The sequence below is a fragment of the Gordonia sp. NPDC003424 genome, from assembly GCF_053588655.1.
This window is the reverse complement of record NZ_JBSFQJ010000016.1, coordinates 1-20,410: the sequence shown is the minus strand read 5'-3', so window position 1 is coordinate 20,410 and position 20,410 is coordinate 1. Positions and strand designations below refer to the sequence as shown.

Genomic DNA, 20,410 nt, shown 5'->3' with positions numbered 1-20,410 from the left:
GTCACCAGCACACGCACCGACAGGCGCGAATGCTGGTGACGTACCGGGTTCGGCTATCTCACGGGTTGTCCATGCGGCGCCAGTTCTGCCAGTAGCCGAAGTTGTTGAGGAGGTTCTCGGCCTCGTCACCGAAGGTGAATCCGGAGATCGTCGCCGGGACGCAACCGAACCAGCGCGTCTCGATCGGGCGCACCCAGCGCTGCGTCTTGTTGTCCCATCGTGACATCGACTGGCCGGGCTTGAGTTCCTTCACGCGCACCGACGCGCCGTTGATCTCGTTCAGGATCACGTTGTGCACCGTCGTGCCGCCGATGTTGCGGACGGTCATCCAGCGGTACATGTACCACGCCTGATTCCATGGCTGACCCCACTGACCGAAGTGACATTCGATGCCACCGAGGATCTCCAGGTCACCCGGTGTGGCCGCTTGGGCGGGGGCGGTCGCAGAAACCGTACCGGCAGCGATTCCGACGGTCGCCATGACCGCCACGGCTGCGCGCTTGAGCGATGCTCTCATCGAGTCTCCTTATGTTGACGGCGTTTTCGACATCTGGACCGTATATCGGCCCAGCCCAAGCCGATCGTTACCCACCGCACAGCCGATTCACAGCACCGGTCACCCTATCGTTATGCAAACGACACGGTCGGTTACTCACCAGCCGAACGCACCGGCCAGCCAGATCCCGCTCGCGATCAGCCCGGCGAGGAGCTCGATACCCATCGTGATCGCCGCCGCCTTACACGCGGAAACAGCCCCGCGCCAGGCGGACCCGCCGCTACGCGTGCGGATCAGCTCGGCCGCGTAGGCCCCGAGGATGAAGCCGAGGAACAGCCCGATCACCGGGATCACGAAGAACCCGATGATCCCGAGGACACCGCCGACGGCGATGGTCAGATTCGGGATGCCCGCCGACCTCAGCGACCGGCCCGCGAGGAAGTACTTGATCACCTCGCCGAGCACGATAACGACGGCCGCGGCGGCGAACACGCCCCACGCGCCACCACCCACGAAAGCCGCCCACACCCCGATCGCCGCGACGATCAACAGGCTGCCCGGCAGTACCGGGAACACGATCCCGAGGAGCCCGACGAGGATCACCACCCCGACGAGCAGCTCACCCCCGAATGACATCGGTGTCCGCGCCGATCAGTCGACCGACGCCCGGTCGACGCCGTCGGCCGGGGGCGACTGGGTCCGTGGCTGTTGCCTCGGTGCACGGGGTTGCGGAGCACCGGCCTGCGCCGAATAGGCCTGCGGCACCCGGCCCTGCGGCGCCGGACCCTCCGGCCGATGGCCTGGTGGCGGCGGAAACGGTCGTGCGCCCGGCGGTCCGATCGGACGCCCCGGAGTGCGCGGCGGCAGCGGACCCCGTGGATACGGTCCCGGCGCGCCGCCGCGGGGCGCGGAGGCCGGAGGCCCCGGGGGAGGTGGCGGCCCGAGAACCGGGCCGGGGCCACCTGGGCCGGCTGGGCCACCGGGCCCACCCGGACGGACTGCCGGTGGGGGCGGCGGCGCGATCGGCGTCGGTGCGACCTCGAAGGGTCGGCCGGACACCGGATTCACCAGCGACGCGGCGTGCACCGCGCGCTTCCGGGCGGTGGCGACGTCGTCGGCGGTCGCGGTGATCACACCCATGCGACGCCGATGGAAGCTCTCCGGCTTGCCGAACAGCCGAATGTCGGTCTCGGGCACCGCGAGTGCCTGTGCGACGTTCTCGAACCCGATCGCGGTCTCGTCGAGTTGTCCGTAGATCACCGCGGAGGCACCCGGCGACGCGAGCGTCACGTCGACCGGCAGGCCGAGGATCGCCCGGGCGTGCATCTCGAATTCCGAAAGTCGTTGTGTGGCAAGAGTTACCAGACCGGTGTCGTGCGGCCGCGGGCTCACCTCGGAGAAGTAGACGTCGTCGCCCCTGACGAACAGTTCGACCCCGAAAATCCCTCGGCCGCCGAGCCTTCCGTCACCCAGTGCGGTGGCGATCCGCGCCGCGATGGAGGTGGCGGCACCGAGCGCGTCGGTGCTCATCTCGTGGGGCTGCCAGCTCTCCACGTAGTCGCCGCCGACCTGCTGGTGACCGATCGGTGCACAGAAGTGTGTGACCAGCCGGCCGGTCGCCGGATCCACCGACCGGACCGTGAGAAGCGTTATCTCGTAGTCGAATTCGATGAAACCCTCGACGATGACCCGGTCGCCGGCAACGCGCGCACCGGAACTCGCGTTCTCCCAGGCGGTACCGATGTCGGCCGGCACCCGAACCACCGTCTGCCCCTTGCCCGACGACGACATCACCGGCTTGACGACGCATGGGAAGCCGATCTGCGTCGCGGCGATCTCGAGTTCCTCCGGGGTCGATGCGAACAGGTACGGGGAAGTGGGCAGGCCGAGTTCCTCGTCGGCGAGTCGCCGAATCCCTTCCCGGTTCATGGTGGTGACCACGGCGCGTGCGGTGGGGATGACCTCGGCGAGCCCGCGCCGCTCGACCTCGACGAGCGCCGGTGTGGCGATCGCCTCGATCTCCGGGACGATGTAGTTCGGCCGATACTTCTCCACGAGCGCCATCAGCGCGTCGGCGTCGGTCATGTCCACGACCTCGGCATGATGGGCGACCTGATGACCGGGGGCATTCTCGTAGCGGTCGACGGCGATCACCTCGACACCGAGGCGCTGGAAGGCGATGATCACCTCCTTGCCGAGTTCACCGGCCCCGAGCACCATCACGGTGGTCGCGGTCCGGGTCAGCGGGGTACCGAGGTGTGCCGGCGGGCCCACCACACGCGTGGGCATCGCGCCCTGGGGCGGTGCGCTCGGGGGCGGGGCAGCGCTCTGCGGCCGGGCGGCGCTTCGAGACTCTGCGGCGCTCTGAGACTCTGAGGTCATGCGCCGAATTCTACGTGCCGATCAGCCCGTGACCTCGTGCACGTAACACCACCGCCACACCTCGCCGGGCTCCGCGGACCGCATCACCGGGTGCCTGGTGTCCTCGAAATGGGCGGTCGCGTGCCGGCGCGGACTGGAGTCGCAGCAGCCGACATGTCCGCAGGTCAGACACATCCGCAGGTGAGCCCAGTGATGCTCGCCGAGCTGGGTGCACTCCTCGCACGCATCGAGCGCGGCATGCGGTGGTGGGTCGTCGTTCACGTCGACACCGATGGTGGCGAGTTCGTCACATCGAGCGGTCGACGACGGGCGCGGGGACTCGGCACCGGAGGCGTCGGCGTCTGAGGAACGTCGGAAGAGTCGCATGTTCACCATTATCCGGGTCGGCACATCGGGTTAGGTTCTTCGCGTGAGCGCTTCCCTTCTGCTGGTCGCCGTGGTCGCGGTGTTGATCGCCGCGTTGTGCCGGCGCTACAACCTCTCGGCGCCCCTGATCCTGGTCGTCGTCGGTCTGGGGCTCGCCTGGATTCCGGGCACCCCCGATGTGGCGCTCGAGCCGGAGCTCGTGCTGTTCCTGATTCTGCCGCCACTGTTGTACTCGGCGGCGCAGGACAGCTCCTACCAGGCGATTCGCGCCAACTACCGCGCGATCGGTCTCCTGGCGATCGGTCTGCCGCTGTTCTCCACCGTCGCCGTCGGGCTGGTCGCCTACTGGACCGTGCCGCACCTTCCGCTCGCCGCGGCGCTGGTGCTCGGCGCGGTCGTCGCTCCCCCGGATGCGGTGGCCGCTCAGGCCATCGGTCGCCGGGTCGGGTTGCCCCGGCGCATCATGACGCTGCTGGGTGGGGAGAGCCTGCTCAACGACGCGACCGCACTCACGGCGTTCCGCATCGCGCTGGCCGCCGCGGTCGGCGCGACCGCCACGGTGGCCGACGGGCTGTCGACGTTCGCCATCGCGGCGGTCGGTGGCGTCGCGATCGGGTTGGGCATCGGTTACGCGGTGTCATGGCTGCGGACGTGGCTCACCGACCCCCCGATGGAGACCGCCATCGGCATCCTGGTGCCGTTCGGCACCTACTACATCGCGGAGCGGGTCGAGGCGTCGGGCGTCATCGCGGTGGTCGTCGCCGGTCTCTTCCTCGGTCAGCGGTCCGTGCGGCTCGGGTACGCGACTCGGCTGCAGGACGACGCGGCCCGCAAATCGATCGACGCGATCCTGGAATCGTTCGTGTTCCTGCTGATCGGCCTGCAGCTGCCGTTCCTGATCCGGGGTCTGACCGGCCAGTCGTGGATGCAGGTGACCATCGATGCGACCGTCGTTCTCGCCGCAACCATCCTGGTCCGCTTCGTATGGGTCTACCCGGCCACCTACCTCCCGCGGCTGCTGCCGAGAATCCGCGCGCGCGAGGATGTCCCGACAGTCCGGGCGGTGTTCATCGTCGGCTGGGCGGGCATGCGCGGTGTGGTGTCGCTGGCCGCCGCGTTCGCCATCCCGTTGACCACCGACGGCGACGAGCCGTTCCCGGCCCGCGCGGAAATCCTGTTCCTGACCTTCGTCGTCGTGGTCGGCACCCTGCTCATCCAGGGCACCACGCTGCCGTGGATGATCCGCCGACTCGACGTGGCCGTCGACGACGCGGCGGCCGACCGGCTCGCCTTCGCCGCGGCGCAGGATCGTGCGTCACGCGAGTGCGAGCGACGTCTCGACGAACTGGCCGCCGGCGTCGCACCCGACGACCCCCGCCGACATCAGGTCGCCATGCTGCGCAAATGGGTCACCACCCAGCGCAACGTCGCGTGGGAGGAACTCGGCCGCGGACCCGAGGACATCGGCGAGAGTCCGACCGCGGCATCCGACCGGATGCGGATGGAACTGGTGCAGATCCAGCGGACCGTGTTCATCGCCGAACGCGACGCCGGGCACATCGACGACGAGGTGCTGCGAACGGCGTTGCGCCGCTTGGACTTCGCCGAAGGTCAGATGGACCGTGAGGTGGACTGATGCGCATCGGCGGCCGGCTGGGCGATGCGCGCCGCGTAGACCGTCGTCTGGTCGGTCCGGCCGCGCAGCGTCGTCGTCTCCAACCGTTCCCAGTTCGCGGTCTCCGTTGCCGCGGCGTCGACGGCTCTTCCCGACGCCAGCGGGCGGGCCGGATCCCGCTTGGCCAGCTCCGAGAGCCGGGCACTCTCGTTGACCGGGTCGCCGATCACCGTGTACTCGAAGCGTTCGATGGCACCGACGTTCCCGGCGACGACGGGGCCGTAGCCCACACCGATGCCGGCCACGAGGTCGGGAACGTCGGCGGCCAGTCCCGAGGCGATCTCGCGGGCGGCGCACAACGCGGCACCCGCCGGGTCGTCGAGGTCGACGGGCGCGCCGAAGATCGCCAGCACCGCGTCGCCCTCGAATTTGTTGACCAGGCCGCGCCGGCGTTCGACCGCGCCGACGATGACCGCGAAGAAGCGGTTGAGGATGTCGACGACCTCGGTGGGCGACCGGTTCGAGGCGAGCGTCGTCGACCCGATGACGTCGACGAACACCACCGCGACCGTGCGTTCGATGCCGCCGAGTTCCGGGTCCCGCTGTAGTGCCGCGTCGGCCACGTCGCGCCCGACGTGCCGGCCGAACAGGTCGTGGAGCTGTTCCCGTTCCCGCAGGCCCGCGACCATGCTGTTGAACCCGACCTGCAGGTCGCCGACCTCGGTGCCGTCGTAGACGACCAGGTCGACGTCTGTATCGCCCTTCTGGACGCGCCGCATGCCGCCGCGGACGCTGCCGATCGCGGCGTTCACGCTCGTCGTCGAGAGCACACACAGGGCGAGACCGGTGACCAGCGCGATGATCGACAGGACGGTCACGCCCACGAACAGGTCCATCTTGGACGTGTCGTCACGCAACGCCCCGAACAGGACGATCAGCATGATGCCGACGGTGGGTATCGCCGAGCCGGCGATCCACGACACCACGGCCCGCGACAGGATGCCGGAGCGCTCGCGGCGACGGAATCCGGCGCTGATCACCTCGGCCATCACCGGTCGCATCGCGAATTCGATCAAGAGGTAGGACGCCATGACCACCACCACCCCGGACATCCCGACCACGAAGAACGCCTTCGGGATCAGATCCGGGTCCAGGACGCCGTACATGATCGTCAACATCACCGTGGCCACTCCCCACAGCGCGGCCTGGATCGCGACGAGGACCAGCGGGGCGCGCTGGGCGCGACGCGCGTCCCGTGCGGTCGGGGGAACCCGGCGGATCGCCCACCGCAGGTTGCGCACCTCGACCACCGTGCCGAGCAGGATGCCGACGGCGAATGCCACCACGATGTACACCGGAACCGCGATGAGGTTCACCCACCACAACCGGGCCTGAAACACCGAGGGCTCCGGAATGCCCACCGTCGCCAGCAACAGTGCGACACAGACACCGACCAGATTCGACCCGACGAGGGACACCGTGAGCAGCACCTGAATCCGGACGCGCCGACGCCGCGGACTCTCCCCCGTCCGCCCCAGCAGGATCGACCCGTAATCGCGGCCCGCCCTCGTCGAGCTCATGACGCTCAGCTTCTCATGCCCGGCACCAGCCGACGACGATACGCACCGACATCGTTGTCCGGCGCCGGTGTCCGATTCGGCGCTAGCCTGACCGCATGATCGCGTCGGTTCACCCGAGTCGTCGGGCGACGGTGGAGCAACTGCGGCGCGCGCTGGCGGCAGCCCTCGACGACGAGCGGGGTGCGCCCCGGACGCTGGTCATCACGGCCGGCCCGGGAACCGGGAAGTCACACCTGTTGCGCACGTTCGAGTCCGAACTCGAGGTGGCGACCCGATACGCGGCGGCCGATGAGATGTCGTGGCGGCAGCCGTTCGCCGCGGCGGCCCGGCTCGTCGGGATCGATCTCCCTCATCCGGTGCCCGACCGATTCGAGGACCGTCTGTACAGCCGGGTCGACGGGTTGTGTGCCGACGGCCCCCTCGTGCTGGTTCTCGACGACGCCCACCATGCCGACGCCGGGACGCTCGACCTGCTGTTCCGGCTGTCCGGGGCGACGCGTGACCTCCCCCTGGTCCTCCTCGTCGGGCGTCGCCCACTTCCGGAGCGAAATCTGCTGAGCCGCTTGGTTGTTCGCGCAGATGTTTGCGAGTGGACGCTGCCGCCGATGACGGAGGACAGCATCGCCGCCATCGCCGGCGAGATCCTCGGCGCCGTTCCCGACCGCGGACTGGCAGCCGCGTTGTCGTCGGCGGGCGGCAATCCGATGCAGGCGATCTCGATGGTGCGTTCGCTGGAGCAATCCGGCGGCCTGCAGATCTCCCGCGGGCACGCGTCGATGGTCTCCGGGGCGGCCGCCGACGTCACCTCGGGAACGCGCAGCGCCATCGCCGAGCACCTCTCGCTCCTGGACGGACCCACCAGGGAACTGACCCGGAAACTCGCCGTGTGGGGCGGCCCCGCGAGGATCGCCGATCTGGCGGCGCTCGACGGCTCGGCCCCCGCGGCCCTGGTGGGCGCGGCCCAGTCGGCGGTCGATGCCGGGATCATCGCCATCTCCGACGACCGTACGGTCCGGTTCACGCACGACCTCTACGCGGACGTCACGTACGAGGGAATGGCTCCGGCGCTGCGGTCGGTGCTGCACGAGGCAATCGCCGGTCTTCCGGCCAACGCACAGAACACGCAGTTCGTGGCCCACCACCGGCTGGCCGCCGGGACCGGCGGGGATGCGATGCTCAGCGCGGTCCGCCGCGCCGAGAATGATCTGGCGAACACCCCGTCGGTGGCCGTCGACCTCCTCGACACGCTGGCCCGAACGACCGCCACGACGTCCGGCAGCACCGCGCCGGGAGTCAATGTCGCGCTGGCGGTGGCCTTGGCACGCACCGGGCAGTTGGCCCGCGCATCCACGGTCGCCGAGGAGGGTCTCACCCAGGCGACAGAGATTCCCGAGATCGCCGATCTGCTTCGGATTCAGCTCTTTTCGCTGATCGCGAAAGGCGATACCGGGCAGGCGCGATCCCTGATCGATCAGACGTTGCAGCTCCCGCTGGCCGACGACGTGGCACAGGGCCTCATCGATCTGCGCCACTATCTGAACCTGCTCGACTGCGCTACCCCGGTCCCGCTCGAGCCGTTCTTCGACATCGAGCGTGACGGCCCGGGCAGATCGGTCCAGGGACTCGTCGCCGAGGCCCTCCGGCTGTTCCTGATCGGACAGGTCGAGGACGGACTGCGGTTGGCGCTGGCGGCGTCGGCGCGCCAGGGCGAGGACGTGGGGTCGGGCGGGCTCGCGACCTCGTCGGCCGACATCTGGCCGCCGCTCGTCGGTCTCTACACCCGAGGGCCGGCCGCGGCCGCCGATCTGCTCGAGAGCGTCGTCCGGCTGCGCGCCAACCGCGGCACCGACTGGATGACCGCCTATCACGAGCTCACCCAGGGCGCAGTGGACTTCGGGCGTGGCAACCTGGACGACGCGGCGGCGGCCTGGGACGCCGGGCTGGAACGGGCGGCAGCCGCCGACATGGGGTGGACCTCGCAGGCGATCGCCGGCCGCGCCATGGTCGACCTGTTCCGGGGCGACCTGGCGTCGGCGACAACTCGACTCGACCTCTGGGACGATTCCGGGCTGACCGACCAGTTCGGGTTTCCCAATGCCGCTCGCGCGTGGGCCCTGCAGCACGAGGCCCGCCGCAAACTCAAACCTGCCGCGAGCGGGGCCGCGGCAACCTGGGACCGGGCTGTGTCGGCACACCTGTACGGCTGGTTGCCGTGGTTCGCGATCGAATGCGCCCGGATCGGCACACGCGCACAGGACGTGGCGCTGCTCGAGTCGGTCCTCGCGGGCCTCGACGCGATGCCGTACGCCCCGACCGCGGCTGCCGCCGGCCCGACCGACGTGGCGCGAGCCCGGTGTCTGGCCTCGCTCGGCCGGATCGACCTCGCGGAGCTGGTCGACGTCGCGCAGCGCGCGGCAACCGGCCTCGGTGCGCTGGGTGACGGCCTCAACGAGGCCTACGCCTGGGAGGAGGCCGCGTGCGCCGCGGCCGCACACGGCGACAAGTCGCAGGCCCGCGACCTGGCGAGCCAGGCCTTCCTGCGCACACAGGCGATGGGGGCGGTGACCTTCTCGTCCCGGCTGGCCTCACGGCTGCGCGCACACGGCCTGCGGATGGATCCGAACGCGATCCGCGACCGGCCGACCCACGGCTGGGCCAGTCTCACCAAGACCGAGGTGACCGTCGTCGAGCTGGTGGCCACCGGCCTGTCCGGCGCCGAGATCGCCGATCAGCTGTTCATCTCTACACGGACCGTGCAGACCCACGTCTCACATGCCCTGGCGAAGCTCGGCCTGCGCACCCGCGTCGAACTCGCTGCCCACGTCGCCGCGCGGCGCTAGCGAAGCCAGCGGATGGCAGCGAAATGTCCGTCATGACGCAGATGTCTGCGCCATTCACGGAGGCGAGAGTGGATGCATCACCGCAACACCACCTCGCAAGGAGAACACCATGAACACCAAATCGATGATCCTCGGCCTCGCCCCCTGGTTCGTCTTCAGCTTCGCCGCCGAGCGACTGGGCGCCGATCACGTGACCGTCGCCGCCCTCGCGGCGTGCGCGATCGCCTTCGGCATGACCGCGTATGGCGCCATGCAGGGACGCGGATGGAAGATCCTCGACGTCTCCGGCGTGATCCTGTTCGGCGTCATCGCCGTCATCGGCATCGTCGGGAATCACCAGGTCGACGAGGCGCTGGTGTCCTTCGGTCGCGGCGGATCGGCGTTCATCCTGGCCGCGATCATGGCGGTCTCGGCCTTCACGGTGCCGTTCACCGAGCAGTATGCGCGCGAGACCGTCGATCCGGCACTCTGGCATTCGCCGATCTTCCGGGCCAAGAACCGCCAGATCAGCCTCGTCTGGGCCGGTGCCGTCGCCGTCATGGGTTGCTGCCACGTGATCGCGGGTGTCCTGGCATCGGCCGCCGGAGTGGCCGGCGCGCACCCGGGCAACGTCCTGCTCAACTGGGTGATCCCGGTGGCGCTGATCGTTCTCGCGGTCAAGCGCACCCAGGCCATCGCCCAAGGCCCGGCAGCATCGGCCGGCACCGCACAACCCACCACTCCAGCTCGCCGCCCCTGACCGAAACCGGAGAACCCCGATGACCAACGCCGCCCCCACCCGCCCCGCACCCGTCGAACTCACCCATCACGCACACCTGACCGGGGTATTCGCTCCGCAGCGCGACGAGGTCGACGTCACCGATCTGCCGATCCGCGGCGAGCTTCCCGCCGACCTGTCCGGCAGCTACCTGCGCAACGGCCCCAATCCCCGCTTCGACCCGATCGGGTCGTATGTCTACCCGCTCGACGGCGACGCCATGGTGCACCGGATCACGCTCGACGGCGGCACCGCCGCCTATCGCAACCGGTTTGTGCGGACGCCCATGGTGATCGCGGAAGAGGCCGCCGGACATGCCATCTGGTCCGGCATCACCGACGGCTACACACCGCCGGCCGCCGAGGTCGGTGACCGGTTGGCCGGCACCGTCCGCGCGTTGCCCGACATCAACATCGTGCGCCACGGCGGTCGGCTGATGGCCATGGCGGAGGCCGATCAGCCGTATCTGCTCTCGTCCGAGGACCTGGCCACGCTGGCCAGAACGGACTGCGACGGCGCCATGCGCGTCGGCAGTACCGCCCACCCCAAGCTCGATCCGGCGACCGGCGAGCTGGTGCTGTTCAACTACGGGCTGGAGGCGCCGTACCTGACATGGGCGGTGATCGGGCCCGACGGTCAGCCGGTACGCAACCCCACGCCCGTCGATGGACTCGACGAGCCGGTGATGATCCACGACATGGCACTCACCTCCCGGTACATCGTCCTGTTCGTGTGCCCCTTGATCTTTGATCTGGAGGCCGCGATGACCGGGGGTTCCCTGCTCTCGTGGCGGCCCGACGACGGCACCCGGATCGCGCTCATCCCCCGCGACGGTGGTGCGGTGCGCTGGGTCCACACCGACCCGTTCTGGGTGTGGCATTTCGCCAACGCCTTCGACGATCCCGACGGGTCGGTGACCGTCGACTACGTGGAGTGGACCTATCCGGGCGGCTTCACCGATCAACCCACACCGGCGACCTCCGCGCTGACCCGGGCCGTCATCGACCCCGGCGGCCGTATCTCCCGAAACACCTTGAGCGACAACGCGGTCGACATGGAGTTCCCCCGCATCGACGACCGCTCACTGACCCGCGACCACCGCCGGATCGCAACGGTCGCCAAGAGCCCGGGCGACCGCGGCGACCTCGACAGTCTGTGGTTCTACGACCTGCACGCCGGTACCGAAACGGTGTGGCGACCGGGCGTGGCCATCGGCGAACCCATCTACCTCCCCGGTGGCGGCCAGGACTATTGGGGCGCGATCGGGACCGACCCCACCGACATGCGATCGCGCTTCTACCTGTTGTCCGCCGACGACCCGTCGGCGGGCGCGATCGCCACCATCGACCTGCCGATCCGGGTGCCGGCCGGCCTGCACGGGGCCTGGTTGCCCGCCTGAGCGGCGTCACACCCGCGGCGTCGCGGCGCGGGCCTTGAGCGCCAGCCACAACTCCATCCGGTCGTCGCCGCTGTCGAGGCGTCGCCCGGTGAGCGAGGCGATCCGCTCCATCCGGTTGCGAACGGTGTTGCGGTGCACGGACAACCGGCTCGCCGCCGGATCCCACGCACCGTTGCACCGCAGCCATTCCTCGAGGGTGCGGAGCAGTTGCACGCGTTCGGACGCGTCGAGGCCGTCGAGGGGGGCGAGCACCGAATCGGCGAATCCGCGCAGTACCCGGGGACTGCCGAGACCGAGCAGGAGTTGCACGGTCTGACCGTCGTGGGCGCTGACCGTGCGGCCGAGTTGTTCGCTGACGACGACCAGAGACCTCGCCTGTGTCGCGGAGACGGCCAGCGACTCCACCGACACCGGCGCCCCCACCCCGATCGGGCAGCCGGGCGCCAGAGCGCTCATCGTCGAGACGAAACCATCGGATTCGGGGTGAGCGACCTCGATCAGTTGGGCATGCACCCGGATCAGTGCCGCCGACAGGGACGCCCGCACCCGGAAGGCGATGTTGTCGACGTCTGCCGGCGCGGGCTTGAGGACCGCCACCTGGACCAGCGACGCCCGCCACCCCACCGACTCGGCCAGTTGTTGTGCGCGTGCAGGTTTCACCCCCGGATGCATCAACTGGTTGAACACGGTCAGGCGCCGCTGCCGTTCGGGTTGCCCGGCGACGTGGCGGCGCTCGAGTTCCAGGGCCAGCAACGACACCAGCACGGTCGACGAGTGCCGGGCGACGGGATTGAGCTGCGCCCCGAGCACGATGTACCCGATCGCCACATGCGTTCCGACGGTGTGGATCTCGTGATCTCCGTGGACCGACCACGCCGGCGCATCGGAGTCATCGGCGACCCCGACGGCGAGGCGGCACATCGCCTCGACATCGGACTCGGAGGCATCGGGGGTCGCGGCGACGAGCCGGCCGACTCCGTCGCAGACGACACACGGTGCCGAACTGAGTTCGGACCACGCCTCGAGCAGTGCCGGCAGCGGGGCGCTCGCGGTCGCCAGCCCGGTGAGTCGCCGGTTGGTGGCCATGGCCGCCTCGAGATCGCGACGTTCCTGTTCGGCCATCGTCGCGAACACCCACTTGGTGATCGCGATGAACGGCACATCGCCCGGCAGCACCAGCAACGGCACCCCGACCTGCTCGGCCGCGACGCGCAGGGGTTCCGGACAGCTCTGGTACGGGAGTTGGGCGCCCAGGCCCAGCACCACGGCGGCGACCGAACCGCGCGCACAGTTCTCCAGGTAGGTGCGGCACCCCGCGTCGGTCATCTCCACCAGCACCCCGATGGTCATCAGCAGCTCACCGCCGTGCAACCACTCGTGTGGGGTCGTCAACTCCGAGACGTGGACCATCGAGATCGGTCGGTCCAGGTCGTCAGCACCCGCCGCGACCTGCAGTTTCAACTCCGGGGCCGCGACCACGTCGGCGACGGTGATCATCGACGGTCACCGCCTCGGGAACAGCGGTTGTACATATTGCCCAATCATAATGTCCAGATTGGATAGATCGTCACTGTTGCGCGGAACACACTTCCCGCACGCTGGATCACACGTAATCGCCGACGCTTGCTCCCCGCCCTTGCTCCCACAGATCGGACATCCCGCCATGACCGCCTTCTCCGCCGACCTCGCGGCCGAGCCCGACTCAACCCGGCGCCCGACCATCGAGACCCGGTCCATCGACTACGTGCCCGACGACGAACGGCACGGCAAGGTCTCGCATCAGGGGCCGTTCTGGTTCGTCGGGAACTTCCAGCCGTTCACCCTGGCCCTCGGATTCGTCGGGCCGTCCATGGGACTCTCGCTGATCTGGACGATCGTCGCGGGCATCGCCGGCATCGCCTTCGGCACGCTGTTCATGGCCTTCCACGCCACCCAGGGTCCGGTGCTCGGGCTGCCGCAGATGATCCAGTCCCGGGCCCAATTCGGTTACCGCGGTGTGCTTCTCCCGTTGATCGGCACGCTCTTCACGTTCGTCGGATTCAACGTCGTCGACCTGGTGATCCTCAAGTCCGGACTCCAGTCGATCTTCGGCTGGAACACCGTGGCCGTCGCCGTGGTCATCACGGTGGTCGCCGCACTACTCGCGATCTTCGGACATGACCTGCTGCACAAGAGCTTCCGCGTCCTGTTCTGGATTTCGCTGCCCCTGTGGCTGATCCTCACCATCGGCGTCTTCGCCGGTGGCGTGCACGGGTCGATCGGCCCATCCGGTCCGGGCGGCTTCACCCTGGTGGCCTTCCTCGTGCAGTTCTCGGTGGCAGCCTCCTACAACATCACCTACGCGCCCTATGTCTCCGACTACAGCCGCTACCTCCCGCGCGACACCAAGCCGTCGTCGATCATCGCCTCGGTGTTCGTCGGGGCGGTCGCCTCACCGGCGTGGCTGATCCCGCTCGGCGCGTTCCTGGCCACCTACCTCGGCGCCACCGATGCCCTCTCCGGTATCAATGACGGTGCCAATCAGATCGTTTCGGGACTCGGCGGCGTCCTCGCACTGGTGTCGACGCTGGTCCTGGTCGCCACCATGGGCCTCAACGCCTACAGCGGAATGCTGACCGTGGTGACCGCCATCGACTCCGTCCGGAGCGTGAGCCCGACGCGCAACCTGCGGGTGATCACCATCGTCGTTCTCGCCGCGGTCTGGCTGGTGCTCGGCATCGCACTGTCGGACGCCACCGAGTCGCTCAACACCGCGCTGCTGATCATGCTGTACCTGCTCGTGCCGTGGACCGCGGTGAATCTGACCGACTATTTCTTCGTGCGCCGTGGGCATTACGTGATCGCCGACCTCTTCACCCCGGCCGGGGTGTACGGCAGCTGGCCGTGGCGCGGCATCGCGGCCTTCCTGATCGGCATCGCCGCCGAGATCCCGTTCATGGACCTGCCGTTCTACGTCGGCCCGGCCGCCTCCGCCATGGGCAACGTGGACATCGCGTTCGCCGTCGGTCTCGTCGTCTCCGGCGGCGCGTACCTCGCCTTCACCCGCTCAGCGGATCTCGGTCGCGAGCAACGGATACTGGCCGAGCATCCCGAGATGTCGGACCCCGCAAGCACATCGGAGATCCGCGCAGAGATCGCCGCCGAGGAGGAGAACTGACATGTCCCCCACCATCATTCCCGGACTCGCCCACGAGTTCATCACCAGCGGTGACATCGTCGGACAGGTCGACGCCGCCCGGTTCCCGCGATACACCGAGCCCGGCACGTTCGCCCGGCTCCCCCGCCGCGGTGACGTCACCGGAAGCGACGTGAACATCGTCGGCATCCCGTTCGACACCGGCGTCAGCTACCGTCCCGGAGCCCGCTTCGGCCCCGGCCACATCCGCGCCTCGTCAAAACTGTTGCGGCCCTATAACCCTGCGATGGCCGTGTCGCCGTTCGCCAACCAGCAGGTCGTCGATTGCGGCGATCTGGCGGTCAACCCCTTCGCCATCACCGAGGCCATCGAGACGATCGACGCCGCGGCAACCGCGCTCGGCGCCGACGGCGCCGCCACCCTCGCGCTCGGCGGCGACCACACCATCGCGCTGCCCATGCTGCGTGCCCTGCACAAGCTGCACGGCCAGCCGATCGCGGTGCTGCACTTCGACGCTCACCTCGACACCTGGGACACCTACTTCGGCGCCCCCTACACCCACGGCACGCCATTCCGTCGGGCGAGCGAAGAGGGCCTGATCGACATGGAGCGGTCGATGCACGTCGGAATCCGCGGACCGCTGTACAGCGCAGGCGATCTCGACGACGACCAGCGACTCGGCTTCGCGGTGGTGCGCGCCGACGACTACGAGGTCGACGGGGTGCGCAGTATCGTCGAGCGCGTGCGCACGCGATTGGCCGGCGGACCGGTTTACGTCTCCGTCGACATCGACATCCTCGATCCGGCGCACGCCCCGGGTACCGGCACCCCGGAGGCAGGCGGGCTCACCTCGCGCGAGTTGCTGAACACGCTTCGCGGGCTCGCGGGCCTCGACATCGTCGGCGGCGACATCGTCGAGGTCGCACCGGCCTACGACCACGCCGAGATCACCGGCATCGCCGCCGCGCACGTCGCCTACGAACTGCTGTCGGTGCTCTCGGCCAACCGCTGATCAGCACCTCGTATTCATCGACCCTCGGAGCCTGACCCATGACCGCCACATCAGATGTCCTACGAATTGCCTTGTGGCAATGCGAACCCCATCCTGAACAGGTCGAGGAGAATCTTGACCGGCTGGCGGCCGCGCTCGACCAGGCCGTCGCGGCGTCGGCGGACCTGCTGCTCACTCCCGAAATGATGGTGACCGGCTACAACATCGGCGCCGACAGCGCTCGACGACTGGCCGACCCGCCGGGGGGTCCGATCGCCCAACGTGTCGCGGCCGAAGCGCGTCGGACCGGTGTCGCAGTCCTGTACGGATGTGCTGAAATAGACGCCGACGGCCTGGTGTACAACGCGATCCGCCTCGTCGACACGTCCGGAACCAGTGTGGCGACGCACCGCAAGTCGCATCTGTATGGGGATCTCGACCGCGAGATGGTCACCCCCGGAGCAGCCCCGCCGCCCGTCGTCGACCTCGACGGCTGGCGTCTTGGCATGCTGATCTGCTACGAGGTGGAGTTCGGCGAGCTGGTCCGGCTGCTCGCGGTCGGCGGCGCCGACGTGGTGTGCGTACCGACCGCAAACATGATCGAGTTCGACGCGGTGCAACGAGTCCTGCTACCGGCTCGTGCGCTGGAGAGCCAGGTTTACGTCGCGTATGCGAATTACTGTGGGGCCGAACGCGATCTGACCTATGGCGGATTGAGCGAGGTGATCGCACCGTCGGGCGAGATCCTCGCGGTGGCCGATCATGACCCGGCGCTCATCGTCGTCGATCTGCGTCGCGATCTCCTCGTCGAGTCGCGCGCCCGCAACCCCTACCTGACCGACCGACGCCCCGAACTCTACTGACAGGAAACGAAAAGCCATGTCCGGCAACGCTACTCCCGCAGAACGCGCCCTGGCCGCACTCGACGACCTCGTGGCGGTGTTCGCCGCCAACGACGAGGATGCCTACTTCGACAGCTTCGCGACCACCGCGCGCTTCGTGCTACCGGACACGTCGCCGGTGGCTCTGAGCGTCGACGAGTACCGCACGCTGTGGCGCGAGTGGCGCGCCGACGGCTGGCGCGTGGTCACGTGCACGAGTACCGATCGGCAGGTCACCTGCGCCGGTGACACCGCGGTCGTCACCCATCGCGTCACCACCGCGCTCGGCGACGGCACCACCCTGAATGAACGCGAGACCGTGATCATCGACCTGAGCGCCGAGCCCAAACCCCTGGTGATGCACGAGCATCTGTCGAGTTGAGCACCGGCGCCCAGGTCAGTCAGATCAGGAGACGCGGATGAGCTTCTTGTTGACGAACTCGTCGATGCCGAAGCGGCCAAGCTCGCGGCCGAAGCCCGAACGCTTGACGCCGCCGAACGGGAGCTCGACGCCCTCGGCGCCGACGGCGTTGATGAACACCATGCCGGCGTCGATCTTGTCGGCGACGCGCAGCGCCTGCTCGGGATCGGTGGTGAACACATACGATCCGAGGCCGAACGGGGTGTCGTTGGCCAGATCGACGGCGGCGTCCTCACCCGACACCTTGTACACGGTGGCAACCGGCCCGAACAGTTCCTGCTTGGCGCTCTCAAGATCCGGGTTCACGCCCGTCAGCACACCGGGCGGGAAGTAGGCACCCTTGCGTTCGCCCGCGGAATCCAGGGTGGCGCCGTCCTTCACGACACCCGCGACCTGCTCCTCGAGCCGTTCGGCGGCGGCCACCGACGAGAGCGGTGCCAATCCGTCGGCACTCGACTTCACCTTGTCGGTGAACTTCGCGACGAAGTCGTCGTAGACGCTCTCGTCGACGATGAAGCGCTTCGCCGCGTTGCACGCCTGCCCGGTGTTCTCGAAGCGGCCGTCGACGGCGGCCGAGACGGTCGCGTCGATGTCGTCGGACGACAGCACGATGAACGGGTCCGAGCCGCCGAGTTCGAGGACGACCTTCTTCAGGTTGCGGCCGGCGATCTCCGCCACGGCGGCACCGGCGCGTTCGGAACCGGTGAGCGAGACGCCTTGCACGCGAGGATCACCGATCGCATCGGCGATCTGCTCGTTGGTGACGTAGACGTTCACGTAGGCGCCCTCGGGGTAGCCGGCGTCGAGGAAGATCTGCTGCAGCGCGGCCGCCGACTCGGGGCACTGCGGGGCGTGCTTGAGCACGATCGTGTTGCCCAAGGTGAGGTTGGGGCCGGCGAACCGGGCCACCTGGTAGTAGGGGTAGTTCCACGGCATGATGCCCAGCAGCACGCCGACGGCGCTGCGGCGGATGAACGCGCTGCCGTCGCCCTCGAGCAGATCGATGGGCTCGTCGGCGAGGAACTTCTCGGCGTGGTCGGCGTAGTACTCGTAGATCGCGGCGGAGAAGTCGACCTCGCCGAGCGACTGGTCGAGTGGCTTGCCCATCTCGCGCTGGATGATCTTCGCCAGTTCGTCACGCCGTTCTGTGTGCAGCGCGGCGACCTTGCGGATGAGTTCGGCACGTTGTGCCACGGTCGACGTCTTCGACCACGTCGAATACGCATTCTGGGCGGCTGCCACAGCCGCATCGACCTGCTCGTCGGTGGCGGTCGGATACTCCTCGACGACCTCGCCGGTGGCGGGATCGACCACTGCGTACAGGCTCATCGCAGTCCTTTCTCACGTCAGCGGACGGCCGGCCGGCCGCACCTCCTTCCGACCCTAGCCAGCGAGACGAACGCTGGCCAGGGTAAACCGCGAGCAACTATCGGCAGCAGTGACGGAATCGGTGGACAAATCGGCTATTGACAACGTGATCAGTGAATGCCTGTGGGCAGATCGAGCCAATCCGCAATTCCCGGGGAGGCACGGACGTCGTCGTACACCTCGACGATCGGCGCCGCCCCGAATCCGTTGAACCGGCTCGCGGTGGCGGTGGTGTAGGCGCCCATCATCGGACTGATGACCAGGTCGCCCTCGTCGAGCGGTGGCATCGGATGGTCGGCGACGATGACGTCGATGCTGTCGCAGGTCGGCCCCGCCAGCATCATCGAGGTGGTGGGCGTCGCCCCGTCGAATACCTCGCTCCCCGCGACCAGGGCGGGGGTGATCTGTTCGGTCAGCACGTTGGAGTACGTGCCATAGATGCCGTCGTCGAGGAACCGCCATTCGCGGCCTTTACGGGTCGACGTGCCGACGACCGAGGTGATCAGCGTCATCGACGACGCCGCCAGATACCGCCCGGGTTCGGCGAGAATCTCGAACTCACCACGTCGCCGCCCGAATGCCGCATCGACGTGGCTAGCGATCGCACCGACGTGCGGCACGTGTTCGGTGTACGCGACGGGAAAGCCGCCGCCGATGTCGAGCACAGTCAATCGGACGCCCGTCGTCCGGTCGAGGTGGTCCACCAGGCCGATCGCCGCGGCGATCGCGCGGCCGAACGACTCCGGCCGGGTGCATTGGCTGCCCACGTGCAGACACAGGCCTTCGACCATGATCCCCAGCGACAGAGCCATCTTCACCAGGGACACCACTTCCTCCGCGGTGGCCCCGAACTTCGTGGACAGATCTGTGTGCGCGTTGGCCCGGGGAGTCGCGAGCCGCATCAGCACCCGGACGCCCTCGACCCCGGCGAGCTTGGCGAGCGCGCCCGGCGTGTCGACCACGAAGCGACGGACGCCGGCACCCGCCGCATGGGCGATGTCCGCCCGGGTCCGGTGCGGGTTGGAGTACAGACAGTGTGACATCGGAATGTCCAGCGCCCGAACGAGATCGGTCTCGGATCGGCTCGCCACGTCGAATCGTCCGCCGAGCGCGGCCAGGATCGACAGCACCCGCGGATGGGGTTGGGCCTTGATCGCGAAGTGCCACGCCACATCCGGCATCGCGGTCGCGAGACGTCGGTAGCTGTGGGCCAGTTCGACCGGGTCGAAGAGCAGGAGCGGTGTGCCGTGGGCGACGACGTGCTCACGCCACCGACCCGCTGCCGCGGCGGCGCGCAGGTCGGTCACGACCTGCTCACGAAAGGCGGATCTCATGACTCACCAACGGATTCGGCGCCGTCACCATAGTCGGCCACCCGAGATCGGTTGGCCTCGAAGGAGAGGATCGTGCACACGTAGAACACGACGTCGGCCGCCACCTTCGCGAGAACCCACCCGACACCGATGCCCGTCATCGACCCGGCCGCCAGCCCGAGTGACGCGATCACCATGGGTACCGCCGCATAGAGTCCCGGGCGCACGATCACCGAGTCGGCGATCTCCCCCGGCCCGAACTCGATGAGGATGCTTCGCACGGCATAACCCATCGCCCAGAGGTGATCGTATCCCCGCGAGATGCTCGACGATCTGCGGGTGAACAGGTAGGCACGATGTGCGCGAAGATAATTCGTGGCGTAATAGCCGATGTTCGCACCGATCGTGGCGGCCACCGCGGCGACGATCAACGAATCGGTCAGCAGATACGCGACCACCGCCGAGCCCAGTTCACCGACCGTTCCAGCGATTTCACCCGGTAGGTATCGTCGGAACCACTCACGCGCCTTTGACCACCGCTCAGTACGGCTGTGCGACATAGCCATAGCGTGCCGTGGTCGGCCCGCGTCGGACACGCGTAGTTCATTACCTGAACTCGCCGGTAAGTTGCGAAGATCAGCGCCCTGGCAGGCCGTCCCTCACCGATCGCCGACCGAGCCATCACCTTTCGCCGACCGAGCCACCGCCCCTTCGCTGGCCGAGTAAGTAACCTGGGCCGCCGCAGACGGCCAGCGTGGACCGCGAAGAGTGGCTTGATATGTAGGTGATCGGCGAGTCGTCCCAGGGTATGGCGGTGCGGGGGTGGATGCTGTCGTCAGGCCATGTCGAGGGAGTTCAGATGGCT

17 protein-coding genes are annotated in these 20,410 nt (G+C 68.4%); 8 read left to right on the top strand and 9 right to left on the bottom strand.

From position 1 onward, the window contains the following. Positions 1-58: 58 nt before the first annotated feature. From ACWDTI_RS20310 to ACWDTI_RS20295, 4 genes are all read right to left on the bottom strand, one after another. Positions 59-517, bottom strand: coding sequence for a hypothetical protein (locus ACWDTI_RS20310; RefSeq protein WP_449739927.1), 459 nt, complete (start codon positions 515-517; stop codon positions 59-61). Between the two features lie 135 nt (positions 518-652). Then, the gene (locus ACWDTI_RS20305) at positions 653-1,132 is read right to left on the bottom strand and encodes a DUF456 domain-containing protein (RefSeq protein ID WP_449739926.1); all 480 of its coding nucleotides are present in this window, start codon (positions 1,130-1,132) and stop codon (positions 653-655) included. 15 nt (positions 1,133-1,147) lie between these two features. Further along, positions 1,148-2,878 carry a formate-dependent phosphoribosylglycinamide formyltransferase gene (gene purT / locus ACWDTI_RS20300; protein ID WP_449739925.1) on the bottom strand — a complete coding sequence of 577 codons (1,731 nt, stop codon included), beginning with the start codon at positions 2,876-2,878 and terminating at the stop codon, positions 1,148-1,150. Between the two features lie 21 nt (positions 2,879-2,899). Next, entirely contained in the window at positions 2,900-3,244 is a 345-nt protein-coding gene (locus ACWDTI_RS20295) for a UBP-type zinc finger domain-containing protein (RefSeq protein WP_449739924.1), read from the bottom strand. A gap of 43 nt (positions 3,245-3,287) precedes the next feature. Here ACWDTI_RS20295 and ACWDTI_RS20290 point away from each other — a divergent pair, with 43 nt between their 5' ends. Further along, positions 3,288-4,880 (top strand): Na+/H+ antiporter, encoded by a 1,593-nt coding sequence (locus tag ACWDTI_RS20290; RefSeq protein WP_449739923.1) that lies wholly within the window; start codon positions 3,288-3,290, stop codon positions 4,878-4,880. On the opposite strand, the gene ACWDTI_RS20285 is transcribed toward ACWDTI_RS20290, so the two are convergent. Beyond that, on the bottom strand, positions 4,856-6,439 hold the full coding sequence (locus ACWDTI_RS20285) for an adenylate/guanylate cyclase domain-containing protein (RefSeq protein WP_449739922.1): 1,584 nt from the start codon (positions 6,437-6,439) through the stop codon (positions 4,856-4,858). The two genes, ACWDTI_RS20290 and ACWDTI_RS20285, sit on opposite strands and share 25 nt — an antisense overlap. Positions 6,440-6,534: 95 nt before the next feature. On the opposite strand from ACWDTI_RS20285, the gene ACWDTI_RS20280 reads away from it, so the two are divergent. The 3 genes from ACWDTI_RS20280 to ACWDTI_RS20270 all read left to right on the top strand — a co-directional run bounded on the left by ACWDTI_RS20280 (position 6,535) and on the right by ACWDTI_RS20270 (position 11,435). After that, positions 6,535-9,279 (top strand): LuxR C-terminal-related transcriptional regulator, encoded by a 2,745-nt coding sequence (locus tag ACWDTI_RS20280; RefSeq protein WP_449739921.1) that lies wholly within the window; start codon positions 6,535-6,537, stop codon positions 9,277-9,279. Between the two features lie 109 nt (positions 9,280-9,388). Beyond that, positions 9,389-10,018, top strand: coding sequence for a hypothetical protein (locus tag ACWDTI_RS20275; protein ID WP_449739920.1), 630 nt, complete (start codon positions 9,389-9,391; stop codon positions 10,016-10,018). Between the two features lie 19 nt (positions 10,019-10,037). Next, positions 10,038-11,435, top strand: a complete 1,398-nt coding sequence (locus ACWDTI_RS20270; protein WP_449739919.1) for a carotenoid oxygenase family protein — start codon at positions 10,038-10,040, stop codon at positions 11,433-11,435. 6 nt (positions 11,436-11,441) lie between these two features. Here the strand turns inward: ACWDTI_RS20270 and ACWDTI_RS20265 are convergent, their stop codons facing one another. After that, positions 11,442-12,932 (bottom strand): PucR family transcriptional regulator, encoded by a 1,491-nt coding sequence (locus ACWDTI_RS20265; protein WP_449739918.1) that lies wholly within the window; start codon positions 12,930-12,932, stop codon positions 11,442-11,444. 166 nt (positions 12,933-13,098) lie between these two features. Here ACWDTI_RS20265 and ACWDTI_RS20260 point away from each other — a divergent pair, with 166 nt between their 5' ends. Genes ACWDTI_RS20260 through ACWDTI_RS20245 form a run of 4 tightly spaced genes read left to right on the top strand, consistent with a single transcriptional unit; the run spans position 13,099 to position 16,825 of the window. Beyond that, positions 13,099-14,592, top strand: a complete 1,494-nt coding sequence (locus ACWDTI_RS20260) for a purine-cytosine permease family protein (protein ID WP_449739917.1) — start codon at positions 13,099-13,101, stop codon at positions 14,590-14,592. Position 14,593: 1 nt separating this feature from the next. Beyond that, complete coding sequence (gene speB, locus ACWDTI_RS20255; RefSeq protein ID WP_449739916.1) at positions 14,594-15,583, top strand: agmatinase; 990 nt, start codon at positions 14,594-14,596, stop codon at positions 15,581-15,583. 38 nt (positions 15,584-15,621) lie between these two features. Then, the gene (locus tag ACWDTI_RS20250) at positions 15,622-16,425 is read left to right on the top strand and encodes a carbon-nitrogen hydrolase family protein (protein ID WP_449739915.1); all 804 of its coding nucleotides are present in this window, start codon (positions 15,622-15,624) and stop codon (positions 16,423-16,425) included. 16 nt (positions 16,426-16,441) lie between these two features. Next, the gene (locus ACWDTI_RS20245) at positions 16,442-16,825 is read left to right on the top strand and encodes a nuclear transport factor 2 family protein (protein ID WP_449739914.1); all 384 of its coding nucleotides are present in this window, start codon (positions 16,442-16,444) and stop codon (positions 16,823-16,825) included. Positions 16,826-16,849: 24 nt separating this feature from the next. Here ACWDTI_RS20245 and ACWDTI_RS20240 read toward each other — a convergent pair whose 3' ends face one another. From ACWDTI_RS20240 to ACWDTI_RS20230, 3 genes are all read right to left on the bottom strand, one after another. Then, positions 16,850-18,193: an NAD-dependent succinate-semialdehyde dehydrogenase gene (locus tag ACWDTI_RS20240; RefSeq protein ID WP_449739913.1), complete on the bottom strand. Its 1,344-nt coding sequence runs from the start codon at positions 18,191-18,193 to the stop codon at positions 16,850-16,852. Between the two features lie 149 nt (positions 18,194-18,342). Continuing rightward, positions 18,343-19,566: a type III PLP-dependent enzyme gene (locus ACWDTI_RS20235; protein ID WP_449739912.1), complete on the bottom strand. Its 1,224-nt coding sequence runs from the start codon at positions 19,564-19,566 to the stop codon at positions 18,343-18,345. After that, entirely contained in the window at positions 19,563-20,105 is a 543-nt protein-coding gene (locus tag ACWDTI_RS20230; RefSeq protein WP_449739911.1) for a hypothetical protein, read from the bottom strand. Before ACWDTI_RS20230 ends, ACWDTI_RS20235 begins: the two co-directional genes overlap by 4 nt. Positions 20,106-20,410 lie beyond the last annotated feature (305 nt).